Source organism: Micromonospora sp. NBRC 110038, from assembly GCF_020884815.1.
In the GTDB taxonomy this organism is placed as follows: domain Bacteria; phylum Actinomycetota; class Actinomycetes; order Mycobacteriales; family Micromonosporaceae; genus Micromonospora; species Micromonospora haikouensis.
In genome coordinates this window covers 458,064-474,404 of sequence record NZ_BBOL01000003.1, presented here as the reverse complement: position 1 = coordinate 474,404, position 16,341 = coordinate 458,064, and the positions used below count along the sequence as shown (strand labels likewise).

Sequence of the window (16,341 nt, the reverse complement as noted above, 5' to 3'; positions counted from 1 at the left end):
ACCAGGTGGTCGCAAGGAGTTCGGAGGTACGGCCCCCGGCCGTACGGCACAGCGCTTCTCCGGGAGCCGGTGGACGCCGGCGGCGTGGTGCTGGTCGGCTCGCCGGGCTCGGCCTCGGCGGCGCGGCGCTGCTGGTCTCGCTCACGGGCTGCGACGTCGGCAAGACGTTCGGCGGCTTCGGCTGGCCGCAGGGCGGGATCACGCCCGAGTCGCACCGCATGTACGACCTGTGGATCGCGTCCTGCATCGCGGCGCTCGCGGTCGGCGTGTTCGTCTGGGGCCTGATCTTCTGGTGCGTCGTGCGCTACCGCAAGCGCGGCAACGAGCTGCCGGTGCAGACCCGCTACAACCTGCCGATGGAGTTCCTCTACACGATCGCCCCGATCCTGATCGTGTCGGTGCTCTTCTACTACACGGCGGTCGTGCAGACCGACGTGGTGCGCACGACGAAGAACCCGGACGTCACGGTCGAGGTCGTCGCCTTCAAGTGGAACTGGCAGTTCAACTACCGCGACGGTCAGGGCAAGGACGCCAACACGGTGGCGTCGACGCTCGGCACCAGCGAGGTCATCCCGATCCTGGTCCTGCCGACCGGCCGGTCCATCCGGTTCGAGGAGACCAGCAAGGACGTCGTGCACTCCTTCTGGGTGCCGGAGATGCTGTTCAAGCGGGACGTCATGCCCGGCAACATCCGCAACGTCTTCGAGGTCTCCAGCCTCGACGCCGAGGGCGCCTACGTGGGCCGCTGCGCCGAGCTGTGCGGCAGCTACCACGCCTTCATGAACTTCGAGCTGCGCGTGGTCTCCCCGCAGCAGTACGACCAGTTCCTGGCCGCCAAGCGCGACGGCAAGTCGACGCAGGAGGCGCTCACCGCCATCGGCGAGGACCCGTACGCCACCACGACCAAGCCGTTCGACACGCGGCGCAACACGGCCAACTTCAACCCCGACGACGTCGCGGCCGGCGCGGGAAGCTGAGGGAGCGGGCATGAAGACCGAGTGGCGTATCTTCCTGATCATCGCCGGGTTCCTCTTCGGCGCGACGATCCTCTACGGCGCCTGGACGTACGGCGACTCCGGCGGCCAGGTCGAGTGGGTCGGCACTGTGGCGCTGCTGCTGTCGTTCCTGCTCTGCTCGATGTGCGGTGGCTTCTTCTGGTTCGTCTCCCGCCGGATCGACCTGCGGCCGGAGGACCGGCCGGACGGCGAGATCGCCGACGGCGCGGGCGAGATCGGCTTCTTCAGCCCGGGCAGCTACTGGCCGTTCGGGCTGGCGCTGGCCGCCGCGATCGCCGGGCTGGGCCTGGTCTTCTGGCAGTTCTGGCTGCTGGGCCTGGGCCTGGTGACGGTCGTCTTCGCCGCCTGCGGCCTGCTCTTCGAGTACTACAGCGGCACCCGGCGCACCGCCGAGCACTGAGCCACCCGCCGGCTTACGGAAGAAGCCCGCGCCCCCGGTGAGGGGACGCGGGCTTCTCCGCGTCGGGGACCGACGGGGGCGAGAGACCACCGCGCCGGCGTGGCCGCGCTGGGCTTGGCTGGGCGTGGGAGCGGCCTTGCATGGCCGGCCCTGGCCGGCCCCTGAGCTGGCCTGCGCTGGGCTGGGCCGATGATCGACTTCATGTCGGCGACATGGCGGTATCAGTGGGGCCCGGTTACCGCAATGTCGCCGACATGCAGGCGGGCCGTTCCTCGGCCGGCCCGGCCAGCCGGGCATGTCGGCCAGACCGGCTCAGGCCGCGCGGCGGCGGGAGGCGCGGCGGGAGGCGTGGGCGGCGCCGGTGGCGAGCCGGGTCGCCGGGAACGTGAACGTGGCGATCAGCAGCGCCGCGCCGCAGCCGGTGCAGGCCAGCTCGGGGCAGTCGGGGCCGTGGCCGTCGGCGCACGGCGGGGCCTCGAACAGCCGCACGCCCTCGCAGGTGTCGCAGTAGAGCTCGCGGTCCGACACGGGCGTCTCCTCTCCTGGCCGGGGCATGAGAATCACTCGGCTGTAGTTTCCCACGGGAGTCCGACAATTCCCGCCAGGGGCGGACCGGACGGCGTTCGCGCCGGCGAGCGTCGAGTTCGCACTGGCGAGCGGGTTCGCGCCAGCGGGCGGCAGGTTCGCGTCGGCGGGCGGCGAGTCCGCGTCGGCGGGCGGCAGGTTCGCGCCGGCGGGCGGCGGGTTCGCATTGGCGAGCGGGTTCGCGTCGGCGGACGCGCCGACCGCTGCCGGCTCACCCTCGGGTCCTGGCGAGTCCGCGTCAGCGGTGCACCTTGTCGATCAGCCCGCGCTCGGCGGCGAGTCCGCGCCGACGGATCGGGCGAAGCGTCGGTGGAGCGGGCGGAGGCGTCCGCTCAGGCGGAGCGGGCCACCTCGACCCAGCGGTCGAGCACGGCCGCGGCGGCACCGGAGTCGATCGCCTCGGCGGCGCGGGCCATCCCGGCGCGCAGCGCCTCGGTCAGGTCGCCGCCCAGCGGCCCCTGGGTGGCCAGCGCGGCGGCGGCGTTGACCAGCACCGCGTCGCGGACCGGGCCCGCCTCGCCGGCCAGCAGCCGACGGGCCACCCCGGCGTTGTACGCCGCGTCACCGCCCCGCAGGTCGGCGAGGGTCACCCGGGGCACCCCGAGGTCCGTCGCGTCGAGCAGCGCCTCCCTGACGGTGCCGCCCTGGGCCGCCCAGACCCGGGTGGGCGCGGCGGTGGTGAACTCGTCGAGGCCGTCCTCGCCGCGCAGCACCAGCACCGAGTCGCCCCGGGCGGCGAAGACGGCGGCCATCACCGGGGCCATCCGCGGGTCGAAGCAGCCGACCGCGCCGGCCCGGGGCCGGGCCGGATTGGTCAGCGGGCCGAGGAAGTTGAAGAACGTCGGGACGCCCAGCTCGCGCCGGACGGGGCCGGCGTGCCGCATGCCCGGGTGGAACCGGCCGGCGAAGCAGAAGCCGATGCCGGCCTCGGTCACGCAGCGGGCCACGCCCTCCGGGGTCAGGTCCAGCGGTACGCCCAGGAACTCCAGCAGGTCGGCGGTGCCGCAGGACGACGACGCGGCGCGGTTGCCGTGCTTGACCACGCGCACGCCCGCGCCGGCCACCACGAGGGCGGCCATGGTGGAGATGTTCACGGTGTGGGCGAGGTCACCGCCGGTGCCGACCACGTCGAGCGCGGACGACCGCAGCTCCTCCGGCAGCTCGACCGGAACCGCCTCGCCGAGCATCGCCTCGACCAGCCCGGCGACCTCGGCCGGGGTCTCGCCCTTGGCCCGCAACGCGACGGCGAAGCCGGCGATCTGGGCCGGTGCCGCCGAGCCGGACATGATCTCGCCCATCGCCCACGCGGTGTCGGCGGTGGAGAGCTCCTCCCCGCGCAGCAGCGCGCCGAGCAGGTGCGGCCAGTTCCGTTCGCCCATGGCGGGCCTCCCGAGCGGGCGTGGGGGTGCGGAGGGACGGGTGCCGCCCGGTGTGCGGGCCGGCACGACCGGGCCGGGCGACGCCGGTGGCGCGCGGGCCGGGGTGACTCAGGCGGGGGCGTGGCTGCGCAGCAGCTCGGCCACGGTGGCGCCGGTGGTCACCGGGTCGAGCGGGTGCACGAGGGTGGCGTCGACCTCGGCGTACGCGGCCAGCCAGCGGTCGGCGGCGCGGGCGATCACCAGGCAGGTCGGGGGAGCGTCGTCCCGGTCGTCCTTGATCTGCCGGGCGATGCCGAGGCCGCCGCCGGGGCTCGCCTCGCCGTCGAGCAGCATCAGGTCGATCTCGTACTCGTCGACCAGCCGCACGCACCCGGCGTAGTCGGACGCGTCGACGAACTCGACGCGCAGCCCGGGGGCCGGGCGGGTGCCGACGGCCAGCCGCATCCGGTCGCGGACCTGCGGGTCGTCGCTGTAGAGCAGGACGGTGCAAAGACGATCGCTCATCGCTGGCTGACTCCCCACCTCGTAGCTGCCGAGCATCGTACCCGCCGCCGCCGGCCGGTCGATGTCCCGCCCGGGCGGGCCGGTGGTCGTACCGGAATCCGCTGGTCAGGCCGGGGACTGCGCGGCCTGGTCGGCGCGCTCGCGGGCCTCCTGGCGGTCCAGCTCGCGGTCGAGCCGGCGGGCCTCCCGCTCCGACTGGCGCACCCACTGCACCACCAGGACCGCGAGCATCGTCACGCTGACGAACTCGCCGCCGGCCCACAGGATGCCCCCGGCGACCACCTGGTCGGCGGCGGGGTCGGACCAGGTGAGGCCGAGCGACGGGTACCAGTCGCCGCCGAACAGCGTGGTGCTCTGCATGATCGTGAGCCCGAGCACGGTGTGGAACGGCACCGACAGCACCATCAGCAGCGCCCGGGCCGGGTACGGCCAGCGCCCCGGCAGCGGGTCGAGCCCGAGCAACGGCCAGAAGAACACGCAGCCAGTCATGATGAAGTGCGCGTGCACCAGTTCGTGCGCCCAGGCGTGTTCGAGGGTGTAGCGGTAGAGGTCGCTGAAGTAGAGCGCGAACGGGTTCACCACGAAGATGGCGAACGCCACCAGCGGGAAGGTGTAGACCCGGGCGACGCGGCTGTGCACGATCGCCAGCAGCCGCTTGCGCGGCCGGACCGGCAGGGTGCGCAGCGCGAGGGTGACCGGCGCGCCGAGGGCCAGGAAGATGGGGGAGACCATCGACAGCACCATGTGCTGCACCATGTGCACCGACAGCAGCGCGGTGTCGTACGCGTGCAGGCCGCTGACGGTGACCGCCGCGATGCCGCCGAGGCCGGGGCCGAGGAAGAAGACGGTACGCGCGACCGGCCAGCGGTCCCCGCGCAGCCGCAGCCGGTACACCCCGTAGAGGTAGAGGCCGGCGGCGAGCACCAGCCCGAGGGCCAGCCAGCTGTCCAGCCGGGTCTCGGTGAACACGCGGGCCACGGTGAACGGCGGCGGCAGCGGGTCCCCGCCGGCCGCGAGCGCTCCGGGCGCGGCGACCGCCGAGGTGGCGGCGAAGATCGGATCGACGTGCTGCACGCGTTTCAGGCTAGGCCAGGCGAACCGGACCGCCACGATCGGGCCACCGACGCCACCGGTTTGGCCCCCCGCTGATCGCCGGCCGTGGTCAGGGGCAATAATGACCGCGTGACTGCGGCCCCAGCCATTGACAAGAGCCGGATCCACTCCCTGACGCGGCCCAACATGGTCAGCGTCGGGACGATCGTGTGGCTCTCCAGCGAACTCATGTTCTTCGCGGCGCTGTTCGCGATGTACTTCTCCATCCGCGCGGCGGCGCCGGAGCAGTGGGCGAAGCACACCGAGCACCTCAACATCCCGTACGCGACCACCTTCACGGTGATCCTGGTGTTGTCCTCGGTGACCTGCCAGCTCGGGGTGTTCGCCGCCGAGAAGGGTGACGTCCACGCCCTGCGGCGCTGGTTCACGATCACCTTCGTGATGGGTCTGATCTTCGTGCTCGGTCAGCTGAACGAGTACGTGACCCTGGTCCACGAGGGCGTGAAGATCAACGCGGACGGGTACGGGTCGATGTTCTACCTGACCACCGGCTTCCACGGCCTGCACGTGACCGGCGGTCTGGTCGCCTTCATCATCTTCATGGTCCGCACGACCATGGGCCGGTTCACCCCGGCGCAGGCCACGTCGGCGATCGTCGTGTCGTACTACTGGCACTTCGTCGACGTCGTGTGGATCGGCCTCTACGCCATGATCTACTGGCTTCAGTGATCTTGGCGCGTCACGAACCGCGCCGCTGCCCCGTCCTCTGAGACAAGGTCCCACCGGTTAAGGACACAGGTCATGACTTCTGACAACGACCGCCGACGCGGTCTGCTCGCGCGGTTGCGCGGCGAGCGGTCCGCAGCGCGCAGCAGGGGCCGCCGCCGGCTGGGTGCCGCGGTCCGCCTGATCGCCGCGCTCACGCTGGCCGGCGGCGCCTACACCGTCTTCGCCCCCGGAGTGCAGGCGCAGGAAAACCCGCCGCTCACCGGCGCCGCCGCCGAGGGCAAGGCGCTGTTCGACGTGAGCTGCGTGACCTGCCACGGCCGTAACGCGCAGGGTGTCGATGGTCGTGGCCCGAGCCTGATCGGGGTCGGCTCGGCCTCCGTCGAGTTCCAGGTGAGCTCCGGTCGGATGCCGATGGCCCGGCAGGAGGCGCAGGCCATGCGCAAGCCGCCGGTCTTCACCGACGAGCAGGTCCGCCAGCTCGGCCAGTACGTCCAGGAGCTCGGCGGGGGTCCGCAGGTCCCCGAGGGCGACCTGCGCGAGGGCGCCAACCTGGCCACCGGCGGCGAGCTGTTCCGGATCAACTGCTCCCAGTGCCACGCCTTCGGCGGTGGCGGTGGCGCGCTGTCCTCCGGCAAGTACGCGCCGAGCCTGCGTCCGGCCAGCGACCGGCAGATCTACGCCGCGATGCTCAGCGGCCCGCAGAACATGCCGGTGTTCGGGGACAACCAGATCACCCCGGAGCAGAAGGCGGACATCATCGCCTACATCCAGGACACCCTGAAGCACGACCAGGACCAGGGTGGCTTCAACCTCGGCCGGTACGGGCCGTCCACCGAGGGACTGGCGATCTTCCTGATCGGCATCGTCGCGCTCGTCTTCGCCAGCCTGTGGATCGCGGGCAAGTCGTGACCGAGCGGATCATTCGATTCAGCGCTGCGGTGCCGCGGTCCGGCACCGCCCGTAGCGAGGTGACGGCATGAGCACCAAGACCGAGCACCAGGCCCACCAGGGCCCGGAGCCGCTCGACGTCCACGACCCGCGGCTGAGCCGGTTCGACATCGTCCGGGAAGGCGCGCGCCGGGACGACATCGAGATCGTCCACTACGAGGAGCAGGTCGTCCCGGGCAGCAAGGCCGAGCGCCGGCTGACCCGCACGGTCGCCTCGATGTTCCTGCTGACCGGCCTGGCCGCCACCGCCTTCCTGGTCGTCTACATCTGGTGGCCGTGGGAGTACGAGCCGGGCACCGGCGGGGACAAGTACTACACCCCGCTGCTCGGCCTCACCCTCGGCGTCGCCCTGCTGGGCATCGGCTTCGGCATCCTGACCTGGGGCAAGAAGCTGCTGCCCAAGGAGGTCTCGATCCAGGACCGCCACGAGAACGACCCGAACGTGGCGGAGAGCCGCAAGATCACCGGTGAGACGATGCTCTACCTCGCCGACGAGATGGGCGTGAAGCGTCGCCCGCTGCTGGGCATCTCGCTGCTGGCCGGCCTCGCGCCCGTTGGCGCGGTCGCGGCGGCCCCGCTGGTCGGCGGCCTGATCTCCAACCCGCACAAGAACAACCAGATGTTCACCACGGGCTTCGCGCCGGCCGACGGCCGCAAGATCCGGCTGGTCCGCGAGGACGGCCGGCCGATCCGTCCGGCCGACATCAGCGCCGGCGGCCAGCTCACCGTCTTCCCCGGCATCGAGCACGGGGTGAGCAACAAGCACGCCGACTCCCCGACGCTGCTGATCCACCTGCGGGAGTCCGACGCCCAGGTGTCCCGCGAGGCCAACCAGCGGGTCGGCCACGGGAACTACATGTGGGGCAACTACGCGGCGTTCTCCAAGATCTGCACGCACGCGGGCTGCCCGGCGAGCCTGTACGAGCAGCAGACCAACCGGCTGCTCTGCCCGTGCCACCAGTCGCAGTTCCTGATCACCGACAACGCCCGGCCGGTCTTCGGCCCCGCGAGCCGGCGGCTGCCGCAGCTGCCGATCGAGGTGGACGACGAGGGCTTCTTCGTGGCGCGGTCGGACTACACCGAGACCGTCGGGCCTGACTTCTGGGAGCGGCCGTGAAGCGTCGTAAGTTGGACATGGCGTCCGTTCCGGGCAAGGCCGCGGTGGGGGTGGACGATCGCTTCGGGGTCTCCACGCCGCTGCGCAAGCTGCTGAACAAGGTCTTCCCCGACCACTGGTCGTTCCTGCTCGGCGAGATCGCGCTGTTCTCGTTCGTCGTGCTGCTGCTGACCGGCGTCTTCCTGACGTTCTTCTACGAGCCGGCGATGACCGAGGTGGTCTACAACGGCAGCTACGCCCCGCTGCGGGGCACGCCGATGTCGGCCGCGTACGCCTCCAGCCTGGACATCTCGTTCGACGTCCGCGGCGGCCTGATCATGCGGCAGATGCACCACTGGTCGGCGCTGCTGTTCATGGCCGCGATCGTCGTGCACATGCTGCGGGTCTTCTTCACCGGCGCGTTCCGCAAGCCGCGCGAGACCAACTGGATCATCGGCTCGCTGCTGTTCTGGGTGGGCTTCCTCGCCGGCTTCACCGGCTACTCGCTGCCGGACGACGGCCTCTCCGGCACCGGCCTGCGGATCGCCTCCGGCATCATGCTGTCGATCCCGGTGATCGGCTCCTGGGTCACCTCGTCGATCTTCGGCGGGGAGTTCCCGGGCGAGATCATCATCAGCCGGTTCTTCATCGCCCACGTGCTGCTCATCCCGGGCCTGCTGGTGGCGCTGATCAGCGCCCACCTCGGCCTGGTCTTCAAGCAGAAGCACACCCAGTGGCCCGGCCCCGGCCGGACCAACGACAACGTGGTCGGCGAGCGGATGTTCCCGCGCTACGCGCTCAAGCAGGGCGGCTTCTTCATGGTCGTCTTCGGCGTGATCGCGCTGATGGGCGGCCTGTTCCAGATCAACCCGATCTGGTATTTCGGCCCGTACGAGGCGTGGGTGGTCTCGGCCGCCAGCCAGCCCGACTGGTACGTCATGTTCCTCGACGGCTCGACCCGCCTCATGCCCGCGTGGGAGATCAACATCCCGATCGGCGACGGGTACGTCATCCCGCCGCTGTTCTGGCCCACCGTCGTGCTGCCGGGCGTCCTGGTCGGCCTCTCCACGCTCTACCCGTTCGTGGAGGCCCGCCGGCTCAAGGACTACCGCAGCCACAACCTGCTCCAGCGCCCCCGCGACGTCCCCGAGCGGACCGCGATCGGCGCGATGGCGGTGGCGTTCTACATCGTGCTGACCCTCTCCGGCGGCAACGACGTGATCGCGGACAAGTTCCACATCAGCCTCAACGCGATGACCTGGGCGGGCCGGATCGGCCTGCTGGTGATCCCGCCGCTGGCGTACTACGTGACCTACCGGATCTGCCTCGGCCTCCAGCAGCACGACCGGGAGGTGCTGGCCCACGGCGTGGAGACCGGCATCATCCGCCGGCTGCCGGACGGCCGGTTCGAGGAGGTCCACCAGCCGCTGGCCGCCGGTGGCCACGACGGCCACGCGGAGCTGGAGTACGCCGGCTGGGTGGTGCCCAAGAAGATGAACCGGCTCGGTGCCCTCGGGCCCGCCATCCGGGGCTTCTTCTACCCCATCGAGAAGCCGGCCGAGGCGCCGGTCTCGCCGGGGCACCCGCCGGTCGAGCCCCTGCCGGAGCGCAAGGAGATCAGCAGCGGGGAGCCCCGCCGCTGAGCCGCTGACCGCCCGCAAGCCGCACGTGGCGCCCGCCGAACCCTCGGCGGGCGCCACGTCCCGTTTCCGCCCCCGGGCGACCGCCGAGCGTCGCCGGCACCCCGGCGCCTCCCGCGAGGCGGCTGCGGATTCGCAGGGTTAATCCGGGTCAGCCGGGTATCCGTGCGGTCCAACGGAAAACGGGGAGGGAAACATGTTGGGTCTCAAGCGCCTCGGACTGCTCGCTGCCCTGGTGGTGGCGGGGCTGGCGCCCGCGGCGGCGGCGCAGGCCGCACAGCCGTCGACGCAGGACAGCCAGTATCTGCAGGCGCTGCACCAGGTGAACCTCGCGGAGATCGAGTCCGGGAACCTGGCGCAGCAGAAGGGCCAGAACCAGCAGGTCAAGGACCTGGGTGCCCAGTTCGTGACGGATCACACCCAGCTCGACCAGACGGTGCAGGACACCGCGCAGCAGCTCAACGTGAAGCTGCCGGGCGCCCCGACCGCCGACCAGCAGAAGGTCATCAACAAGCTGAAGAAGCTCAGCGGCGCCGAGTTCGACAAGGCGTGGGTGACCGCCGAGCTGGCGGGTCACGTCCAGGCCATCCAGGCCACCCAGACGGAGATCTCGCAGGGCACCGAGCAGTCGGTGGTCCAGCTGGCCCAGAACGCCCTGCCGGTGCTCCAGGCGCACTATGACGCGCTGGTGGCCCTGGCCCAGACCCTGGGCGTCCCGGTCCCGCAGACCAGCGCCAGCGGCACGCCCAGCCCGGGCGCGACCACCACGACGCCGGCTCCGGGCGGCAGCAGCGAGGCCCCGGCCCCGGGCGGCACCTTCGAGTCGCCGACCCCGGAGAACACCGAGACGCCGGCCCCGAGCGTGAGCTGACGTCGCGACACCCCAGGTGGTGGCCAGCCCTCCGGACCGGTGGGCTGGCCACCCCGTCGTGTCGCGTCGTGGGGTGGGTGGCGTGGCGGCGGCCGTGCCGTCGTCGGCGGGCTGTGCGAGACTCCGGCGACCCGCGACCGGTCGCAGCCGGCGGCGGGGTCAGTCCGTGCCGGCCAGCCCGATCGCGAACGCCTCCTCCAGGTCGTGCTGCGAGTAGGCCCGGAAGGCGATGTGCGACTCGGTGTTGATCACCCCGGGCACCTTGGAGATGCTGCCGGCGATGACCTTGGCGATCTGGTCGAACTCCCGCACCCGCACGATGGCGATCAGGTCGACGTGCCCGGCCACCGAGTAGACCTCGCTGACCCCGGGCAGGGCGGCCAGGTTCTCGGCCACCTCGGGGATCGAGTCGGTGGCACAGTCGATCAGGACGATCGCGGTGATCACTGGTCTGCCCTTCGTCGCGCGTGCACGCCACGCCGGTGGTGGCGTCGACGACCATCGTAGGCCCGCCCGACGGGTCCCGGGCAGCGGTGGGGTGTGACCCGGCGGAAGCACCCGTGACGGCCACGCTCCGCGATCGCCGTGGAAGCACTCGTGGGTGCGGCCTCGTTCTCACTCTGCGTCACCGCCTTCGGGCCCGACCGACGTCCCCCGCCCCCCTTTGCTCTGCACCCACGGACGCAACGCTGCGTGGAGCTGCGCGAATGCGTCATCACGAGGTGGGCGGGGGCGGCGACCCGATCGCTTTGGGTGACCGCTGCGTGGATGGGTGCAGAGCAAAGGGGGCGGAACGGCGGGTGGGGTCGGCGGGGCCGTCGATCGCGATCCGTCACGTACCGGGGTGGGCCGGGGCCGGGCCCGCCGCTCCCGCCACGAGGGGCTGGGGCGGGCTGCGGCGAGACTGCGGCAGGCTGCGATGGCCCCAGCGCTCAGCGGGGCTCCGCCGCGACGGTCAGGCCCCCGGCGACACGGACCACCCCGGTCAGGTGCTCCCCGGCGGCCACCTCCGCGCCCGGCCAGAGCACCGAGCGGGTCACCTCGCCCCGCACGGTCGCCCCCGCGCCCACCACGGCCTCCCGGCAGCGGCCGGTGACCGTCGCGGTCGGGTCGACCAGGTTGCCGCCGCCCGCCGCGTGCAGGTTGGCCGCCAGGTAGTCGGCGGGTGTGCCGGTGTCGTAGAAGGTGCCGGCGTACGGCACGACGGTCAGCGCTCCGGCCGCCTCGGCCGGCCGCCACACCGCCCGGACCAGGTCGCCCGGCTCCTCCGCGAGGCCCCGCACCAGCCGCCACGGCAGCAGCGAGAAGCCGGTGAAGCGGTGGCCCGAGAAGGTGCCGGGGGCGGCCGGGTCGGCGGCGGGCTGGCCGAGCAGGCGTACGGTCTTGCCGTCCCAGCCGGCGAGCAGCGCGGCGATGTCCGGCCCCGGATCGGCGGCCGGGTCGGCGAGGTACGCGTCGGCGTTGCCGACCAGCACGCCCCGGCCGGCGATCCAGTCCCGCAGGTTGGCCACCCCACCGGCGGTGCCGAGCGGGGCGCCCGGCTCGACCGAGAGGTGGGCCCGGTCGCCGACGTGCGCGACGACCTGCTCGCCGAGGTAACAGGCGTTCACCGCCACCCGGGCCGGGCCGGCGAGCCCGAGCCCGGCGAGCCGGGCCAGCGCCCGGTCGAGCAGCGGCACGTTGCCCACCGGGCAGAGCGCCTTCGGCAGCCGTTCGGTGAGCGGGCGCAGCCGGGTCCCCTCGCCGGCGGCCAGCACCACCGCGCAGACCTCCGGCGCGTCGGCCGGGCCCACCGAGCGCCCCGGCCCGCCGCCGGCCGAGGCGGTCACGCCGACGGTCCGGGCGGCGCCTCACCGGCGCGCGGCCCGATGCCGTAGCGGCCCAGCAGGTTCGCCGTGGCGCGGCTCAGCCTCGGCAGGTCGTCCAGTGGATGCCAGGCGGCCTCGAAGACCTCGGCGCCGTCGACCGTCAGCTTCGTCGTCGACGCCGGGACCTCCGCCTCGAAGACGACGTCCACCCAACCCTTGGCGTGCACCACGGCGTTCGGCACCGCCGGGCGCAGCCGGTCGGGGGAGAGGCGCACCCCGGACTCCTCGAACAGCTCGCGGGCCGCGCCGACGACCGGATCCTCGCCGCGCTGCAGCAGCCCCGCCGGGAGCGTCCAACTGTGCCCCGGGGGCTGGCGCAGCAGCAGCAGACGACCGGCGCCGTCGGCCTCGGCGTCGCGCACCAGGGTGACCGCCCCCACGATGTACTTCGGTGTGGCGAGCCGGACCAGTCGGCGGCGCATCGACACGGGTAGCCGGTAGAACACCTGGTAGGCGAAGGCCCGTCCGGTGGCTCGGGAGCGGGGGATCATCGCCTTAGGCTAGTGGCCGACGCGGGGTGGGCCGGGCACCGGGGGCGGAAACGTCACTGGCGGTGGTCGACCAGGTCGATGAGCTGCAGGACCACCGCGTCCGGTTCGAGGGCCCGGTCGAAGACCGCCACCAGCAGGGTCTCCAGGTCGGGGTAGCCCAGCTCCTCCGACAGCCGCAGCAGCGGCAGGTCGTTGGCCAGCCCCCGGTCGTGCTTGCGCAGCGCCAGCCCGATCGTGGCCCGGCCGAGCCGGACCTTGTCGGCGATGGAGATGCCCGGCTCGGTGTGCTCGGCGAACCAGCGGTTGATCTGCATCTGGGCGTGCGGGGACTTGACGAAGCCGAGCCACTCCCGGCGGGGGCCGCGCGGGGCGACGTCCGCCTCGAAGCCGGACTCCGCGTCGGACTCGGTGAAGATCTCCACCACGTCGCCCTCCTCCAGCTCGGAGGAGAGCGGGGCGAGCCGGCCGTTGATCCGGGCCGCCAGGCAGCGGTCGCCCCGGTCGGGGCCCAGCTCGTACGCCACGTCGACCGGGGTGGCGCCTGCCGGCAGCACCACCTGCCGCCCCTCGACGACGACCTGGATCTGCGCCTCGGCCAGGTCGCAGCGCAGCGACTCCAGGAACTGCGCCGGGTCGGGCGCCTCCTGCTCCCAGTCGAGCACCCGGCGCAGCCAGTCGAGCTGCTCGGCCTGCCCGGCCGCCCCGGCGGGACGCGGGAAACGGAAGTCGGCGGCGATGCCGTACTCGGCGGCGCGGTGCATCTCCTCGGTGCGGATCAGCACCTCGACCGTGCGGTCCTTCGGCCCGCAGACGCTGGTGTGCAGGGAGCGGTAGAGGTTGTTCTTCGGGGAGGCGATGAAGTCCTTGAACCGGCCCGGCACGGGCCGCCAGAGGCCGTGCACCGCGCCGAGGGCGGCGTAACAGTCGGTCGCCGGCCCGTCCACGACGATCACGATCCGGGGCAGGTCGAACGGGACACTGTGCCCGCCGGCGACGGTGTCCTTCCAGATCGAGTAGAGGTGCCGGGGGCGGGGGGAGACCTGGGCGTCGACGCGGCTGCGGCGCAGCGCCACCTTCGCCTTGGCGACCACGTCGTCGAGGTACGCGGACCAGCCGGGCCGGTCGTGCACGAACCGCGCGATGCGGGCGTGCTCGTCGGGCTCCAGGTGCAGCAGCACCACGTCGTCCAGCTCGCGTTTGAGGGTCTGGATGCCGAGCCGGTCGCAGAGCGGGACGAGCACCTCCAGCGTCTTGCGGGCGATCCGCTCCCGCGACGCGGCCGAGCGGACCCCGAGGGTGCGCATGTTGTGCAGCCGGTCGGCCAGCTTGATGATCAGGACCCGGACGTCCTTGCCGGCCGCGACGATCATCTTGCGGGTGGTCTCCGCCTCCGCGGCCTTGCCGTAGAACGCCTTGTCGAACTTCGTCACCCCGTCGACCAGGTGGGCCACCTCGCCGCCGAAGTCCTCCGCTAGGGCCTGCAGCGTGTAGCGGGTGTCCTCCACCGTGTCGTGCAGCAGCGCGGCCACCAGCGTGGTGGCGTCCATGCCCAGCTCGGCGCAGATCTGGGCGACCGCGAGCGGGTGGGTGATGTACGGCTCGCCGCTCTTGCGGAACTGGCCGCGGTGCATGTTCTCCGCGATCGTGTACGCCCGGCGCAGCACCGACGCCTCCGTGCCGGGGTGGATGCCCCGGTGCGTGCGGATCAGGTGGGTGACCGGGTCTGTTTCGCCGGTCGGCCAGCTCAGCAGCGACCGCAGCCGCCGCGCCAGGGGCAGGTCGCCCGGCTGGGTCGGGAGCGCGCCCCCCAGGGCGGCGCCGTGTCCGGCGTCGACGTCCACGAGGGACACCTCCTCACCCCGGCCCCTCGGTCACCGGGCACGGCGACCGGGAGCAGGCCCACGAAACGGGCAGTACTGCACTTCCTTAACAGCCTAAGCGAGTCGAGGTCGTCCGATCGGTCACTTGGTCATGGGCGTTCGGTCGAGAGTTGGTGAGATGCGGCGCTCTCGATCTTGCTGAGCAGGTCACGGAAGCGGGCCGCCCCGGCGGCCGGGGACGCCCAGCCGGAGGACATCTCCACCAACCGGGTCTCGGGTCGCTCCAACCAGGACAGGATGCGCTCGGACTCCTCGGCGGAGGCCCGGGGCACCGGGCCGGGGCCGGGCGGCACCGTCTCGGCGGTCGCCCGGATCAACTCGATCGTCGGTCGCGGGTGGACACCGGGCGGAGAGACCCCGGCCCCGGCCAGCCGGCCGTGCCGGACCAGGGCCAGTTCCCAGCCGCCCCGGGCGGCCGGCCGGGCGGCGGCCAGCTCGGCGATCCCGGCCAGCGCGGTCAACCGTTGCATCCGGACGGTGGCCCGCAGCACCGCCGCGAGCCGGGACCGCACCACCGCCGCCTCCTCGTACCGCTGGTCGGCCGCCAGCGCCCCGATGCGGGCCAGCAGCGCGTGCACCACGGACCCCGGGTCGGTGGCGGTGGCCGCGCGGAACGGGTCGACGGCGCGGGCCGCGTACTCCCCCGGGGTGATCCGGTGCTCGCAGGGTGCCGGGCAGCGACCCAGCTCGGCCAGCGCGCACGCCGGGGTGACGGTGCGCAGCGACAACCGGTGGGTGCACTGGCGCAGCGGGAGCGCGTCGTGGAAGCCGGCGGCGGCCAGCTCCGCCGCCCGTTGCGAGCCGAACGGGCCGAGGTATGCCTCGTCGCCGGGGGCCAGCGACCGCACCACCGACAACCGGGGGTAGGGCCCGTCGGTGAGCTTGAGCCAGACCATCCGCTCGGGGAACTTCGACCGCCGGTTGTACGGTGGCGCGTGCGCGCCGATCAGCCGCAGCTCGCGCACCTCGGCCTCCAGCGAGTGGGCGCACTCGACCGCCTCCACCCGCTCGGCGGCGGCCAGCATCTCCGACATCCGGGCCCGCTTCTCGGCGGCCGTGAAGTAGCTGCGCACCCGGGTGGCGATGTCGCCGGAGGTGCCGACGTAGAGCGGCCGGTCGTCGGCGGCCCGGAAGATGTAGACCCCCGGCACCTTCGGCAGCCCGTCGGCGAGGTGGCGCTTGCGCCGCTGCGTCGGGGTGACCGCCCGGGCGAACTCGATCGCCTCCCCGACGGTGTCGACCCGGTGCCCGCCGAGGCGCGCGATGAGGCCGTGCAGCACGTCGACGGTGGCCTTCGCGTCGTCGAGCGCCCGGTGGGTGGGCCGGGTGGCCGTGCGGAAGTAGGCCGACAGGGTGCCCAGCTTGCGGTTGGGCACCTCGTCGCGGCTGAGCACCCGCCGGGCCAGCGCCGCCGTGTCCAGCACCCGGGGGTTGGGCCAGCGGTAGCCGTGCCGGGCGCAGGCGGCCTTGAGGAAACCGACGTCGTACGGCGCGTTGTGCGCGACCAGCACCGCGTCGGCGACGAACTCCAGGAAGCTCGGCAGCACCTGCTCGATCGGCGGCGCGGGAATCAGCATGGCCTGGGTGATGCCGGTCAGCACGGTGATGAACGGGGGGATCGGCACGCCCGGGTTGACCAGCGTGGCCAGCACGCCCAGCTCCTCGCCGCCGCGCACCTTCACCGCGCCGATCTCGGTGATGCCGCCGCCGTCCGGCGCGCCGCCGGTGGTCTCCAGGTCGACCACCACGAACGTCGTCGCGTACAGCGGCAGCGCCGGATCCACGCCGCCGCCCGCCGCCTGGCCCAGCCCGGCGAGCGCCTGCTGGACGTATTCCGCTCCGCCCACCCCGGGCACGGTAGACCCCGGGTCCGACACTCGC

General features: G+C 72.7%; 16 protein-coding genes. 7 read left to right on the top strand and 9 right to left on the bottom strand.

Annotated features, from left to right (window positions below):
* Nucleotides 1-5: 5 nt before the first annotated feature.
* Entirely contained in the window at nt 6-977 is a 972-nt protein-coding gene (gene coxB / locus LPU61_RS13780; RefSeq protein WP_043967162.1) for a cytochrome c oxidase subunit II, read from the top strand.
* Between the two features lie 10 nt (nt 978-987).
* Nucleotides 988-1,416 carry a cytochrome c oxidase subunit 4 gene (locus LPU61_RS13775; protein WP_043967163.1) on the top strand — a complete coding sequence of 143 codons (429 nt, stop codon included), beginning with the start codon at nt 988-990 and terminating at the stop codon, nt 1,414-1,416.
* A 312-nt stretch (nt 1,417-1,728) separates the two neighbouring features.
* On the opposite strand, the gene LPU61_RS13770 is transcribed toward LPU61_RS13775, so the two are convergent.
* From LPU61_RS13770 to LPU61_RS13755, 4 genes are all read right to left on the bottom strand, one after another.
* Complete coding sequence (locus LPU61_RS13770; RefSeq protein WP_043967164.1) at nt 1,729-1,944, bottom strand: hypothetical protein; 216 nt, start codon at nt 1,942-1,944, stop codon at nt 1,729-1,731.
* Nucleotides 1,945-2,333: 389 nt separating this feature from the next.
* Entirely contained in the window at nt 2,334-3,380 is a 1,047-nt protein-coding gene (gene trpD / locus LPU61_RS13765; RefSeq protein WP_229405095.1) for an anthranilate phosphoribosyltransferase, read from the bottom strand.
* A gap of 108 nt (nt 3,381-3,488) precedes the next feature.
* Nucleotides 3,489-3,884 (bottom strand): hypothetical protein, encoded by a 396-nt coding sequence (locus tag LPU61_RS13760; protein WP_043967169.1) that lies wholly within the window; start codon nt 3,882-3,884, stop codon nt 3,489-3,491.
* A gap of 105 nt (nt 3,885-3,989) precedes the next feature.
* Nucleotides 3,990-4,958, bottom strand: a complete 969-nt coding sequence (locus LPU61_RS13755; protein WP_043967171.1) for a cytochrome c oxidase assembly protein — start codon at nt 4,956-4,958, stop codon at nt 3,990-3,992.
* Nucleotides 4,959-5,066: 108 nt separating this feature from the next.
* On the opposite strand from LPU61_RS13755, the gene LPU61_RS13750 reads away from it, so the two are divergent.
* The 5 genes from LPU61_RS13750 to LPU61_RS13730 all read left to right on the top strand — a co-directional run bounded on the left by LPU61_RS13750 (nt 5,067) and on the right by LPU61_RS13730 (nt 10,221).
* Nucleotides 5,067-5,666, top strand: coding sequence for a heme-copper oxidase subunit III (locus tag LPU61_RS13750; protein WP_043967173.1), 600 nt, complete (start codon nt 5,067-5,069; stop codon nt 5,664-5,666).
* A gap of 72 nt (nt 5,667-5,738) precedes the next feature.
* The gene (locus LPU61_RS13745; RefSeq protein WP_043967174.1) at nt 5,739-6,575 is read left to right on the top strand and encodes a cytochrome c; all 837 of its coding nucleotides are present in this window, start codon (nt 5,739-5,741) and stop codon (nt 6,573-6,575) included.
* A 67-nt stretch (nt 6,576-6,642) separates the two neighbouring features.
* A complete protein-coding gene (locus LPU61_RS13740) occupies nt 6,643-7,731 on the top strand; it encodes a ubiquinol-cytochrome c reductase iron-sulfur subunit (RefSeq protein WP_043967176.1) in 1,089 nt (362 codons plus the stop codon).
* On the top strand, nt 7,728-9,353 hold the full coding sequence (locus LPU61_RS13735) for a ubiquinol-cytochrome c reductase cytochrome b subunit (protein ID WP_043967178.1): 1,626 nt from the start codon (nt 7,728-7,730) through the stop codon (nt 9,351-9,353). The genes LPU61_RS13740 and LPU61_RS13735 overlap by 4 nt, the downstream gene beginning before the upstream one ends.
* Nucleotides 9,354-9,546: 193 nt before the next feature.
* On the top strand, nt 9,547-10,221 hold the full coding sequence (locus LPU61_RS13730) for a DUF4142 domain-containing protein (protein WP_043967179.1): 675 nt from the start codon (nt 9,547-9,549) through the stop codon (nt 10,219-10,221).
* A gap of 159 nt (nt 10,222-10,380) precedes the next feature.
* Here LPU61_RS13730 and LPU61_RS13725 read toward each other — a convergent pair whose 3' ends face one another.
* From LPU61_RS13725 to LPU61_RS13705, 5 genes are all read right to left on the bottom strand, one after another.
* Nucleotides 10,381-10,668: an Lrp/AsnC family transcriptional regulator gene (locus LPU61_RS13725; RefSeq protein ID WP_229405094.1), complete on the bottom strand. Its 288-nt coding sequence runs from the start codon at nt 10,666-10,668 to the stop codon at nt 10,381-10,383.
* A 485-nt stretch (nt 10,669-11,153) separates the two neighbouring features.
* Entirely contained in the window at nt 11,154-12,050 is an 897-nt protein-coding gene (locus LPU61_RS13720) for a sugar phosphate nucleotidyltransferase (RefSeq protein WP_229405093.1), read from the bottom strand.
* Nucleotides 12,047-12,580 (bottom strand): NUDIX hydrolase, encoded by a 534-nt coding sequence (locus LPU61_RS13715; protein ID WP_043967183.1) that lies wholly within the window; start codon nt 12,578-12,580, stop codon nt 12,047-12,049. Before LPU61_RS13715 ends, LPU61_RS13720 begins: the two co-directional genes overlap by 4 nt.
* Nucleotides 12,581-12,633: 53 nt before the next feature.
* Entirely contained in the window at nt 12,634-14,421 is a 1,788-nt protein-coding gene (locus LPU61_RS13710) for a bifunctional (p)ppGpp synthetase/guanosine-3',5'-bis(diphosphate) 3'-pyrophosphohydrolase (RefSeq protein ID WP_043967185.1), read from the bottom strand.
* A gap of 128 nt (nt 14,422-14,549) precedes the next feature.
* Complete coding sequence (locus LPU61_RS13705; RefSeq protein WP_144420370.1) at nt 14,550-16,307, bottom strand: DEDD exonuclease domain-containing protein; 1,758 nt, start codon at nt 16,305-16,307, stop codon at nt 14,550-14,552.
* Nucleotides 16,308-16,341 lie beyond the last annotated feature (34 nt).

Excerpts from the sequence above, each read along its gene's own strand:
- LPU61_RS13775 (WP_043967163.1), top strand. The coding sequence starts at position 988 with ATGAAGACCGAGTGGCGTATCTTCCTGATCATCGCCGGGTTCCTCTTC.
- trpD (WP_229405095.1), bottom strand. The coding sequence starts at position 3,380 with ATGGGCGAACGGAACTGGCCGCACCTGCTCGGCGCGCTGCTGCGCGGG.
- LPU61_RS13760 (WP_043967169.1), bottom strand. The coding sequence starts at position 3,884 with ATGAGCGATCGTCTTTGCACCGTCCTGCTCTACAGCGACGACCCGCAG.
- LPU61_RS13745 (WP_043967174.1), top strand. The coding sequence starts at position 5,739 with ATGACTTCTGACAACGACCGCCGACGCGGTCTGCTCGCGCGGTTGCGC.
- LPU61_RS13740 (WP_043967176.1), top strand. The coding sequence starts at position 6,643 with ATGAGCACCAAGACCGAGCACCAGGCCCACCAGGGCCCGGAGCCGCTC.
- LPU61_RS13730 (WP_043967179.1), top strand. The coding sequence starts at position 9,547 with ATGTTGGGTCTCAAGCGCCTCGGACTGCTCGCTGCCCTGGTGGTGGCG.
- LPU61_RS13715 (WP_043967183.1), bottom strand. The coding sequence starts at position 12,580 with ATGATCCCCCGCTCCCGAGCCACCGGACGGGCCTTCGCCTACCAGGTG.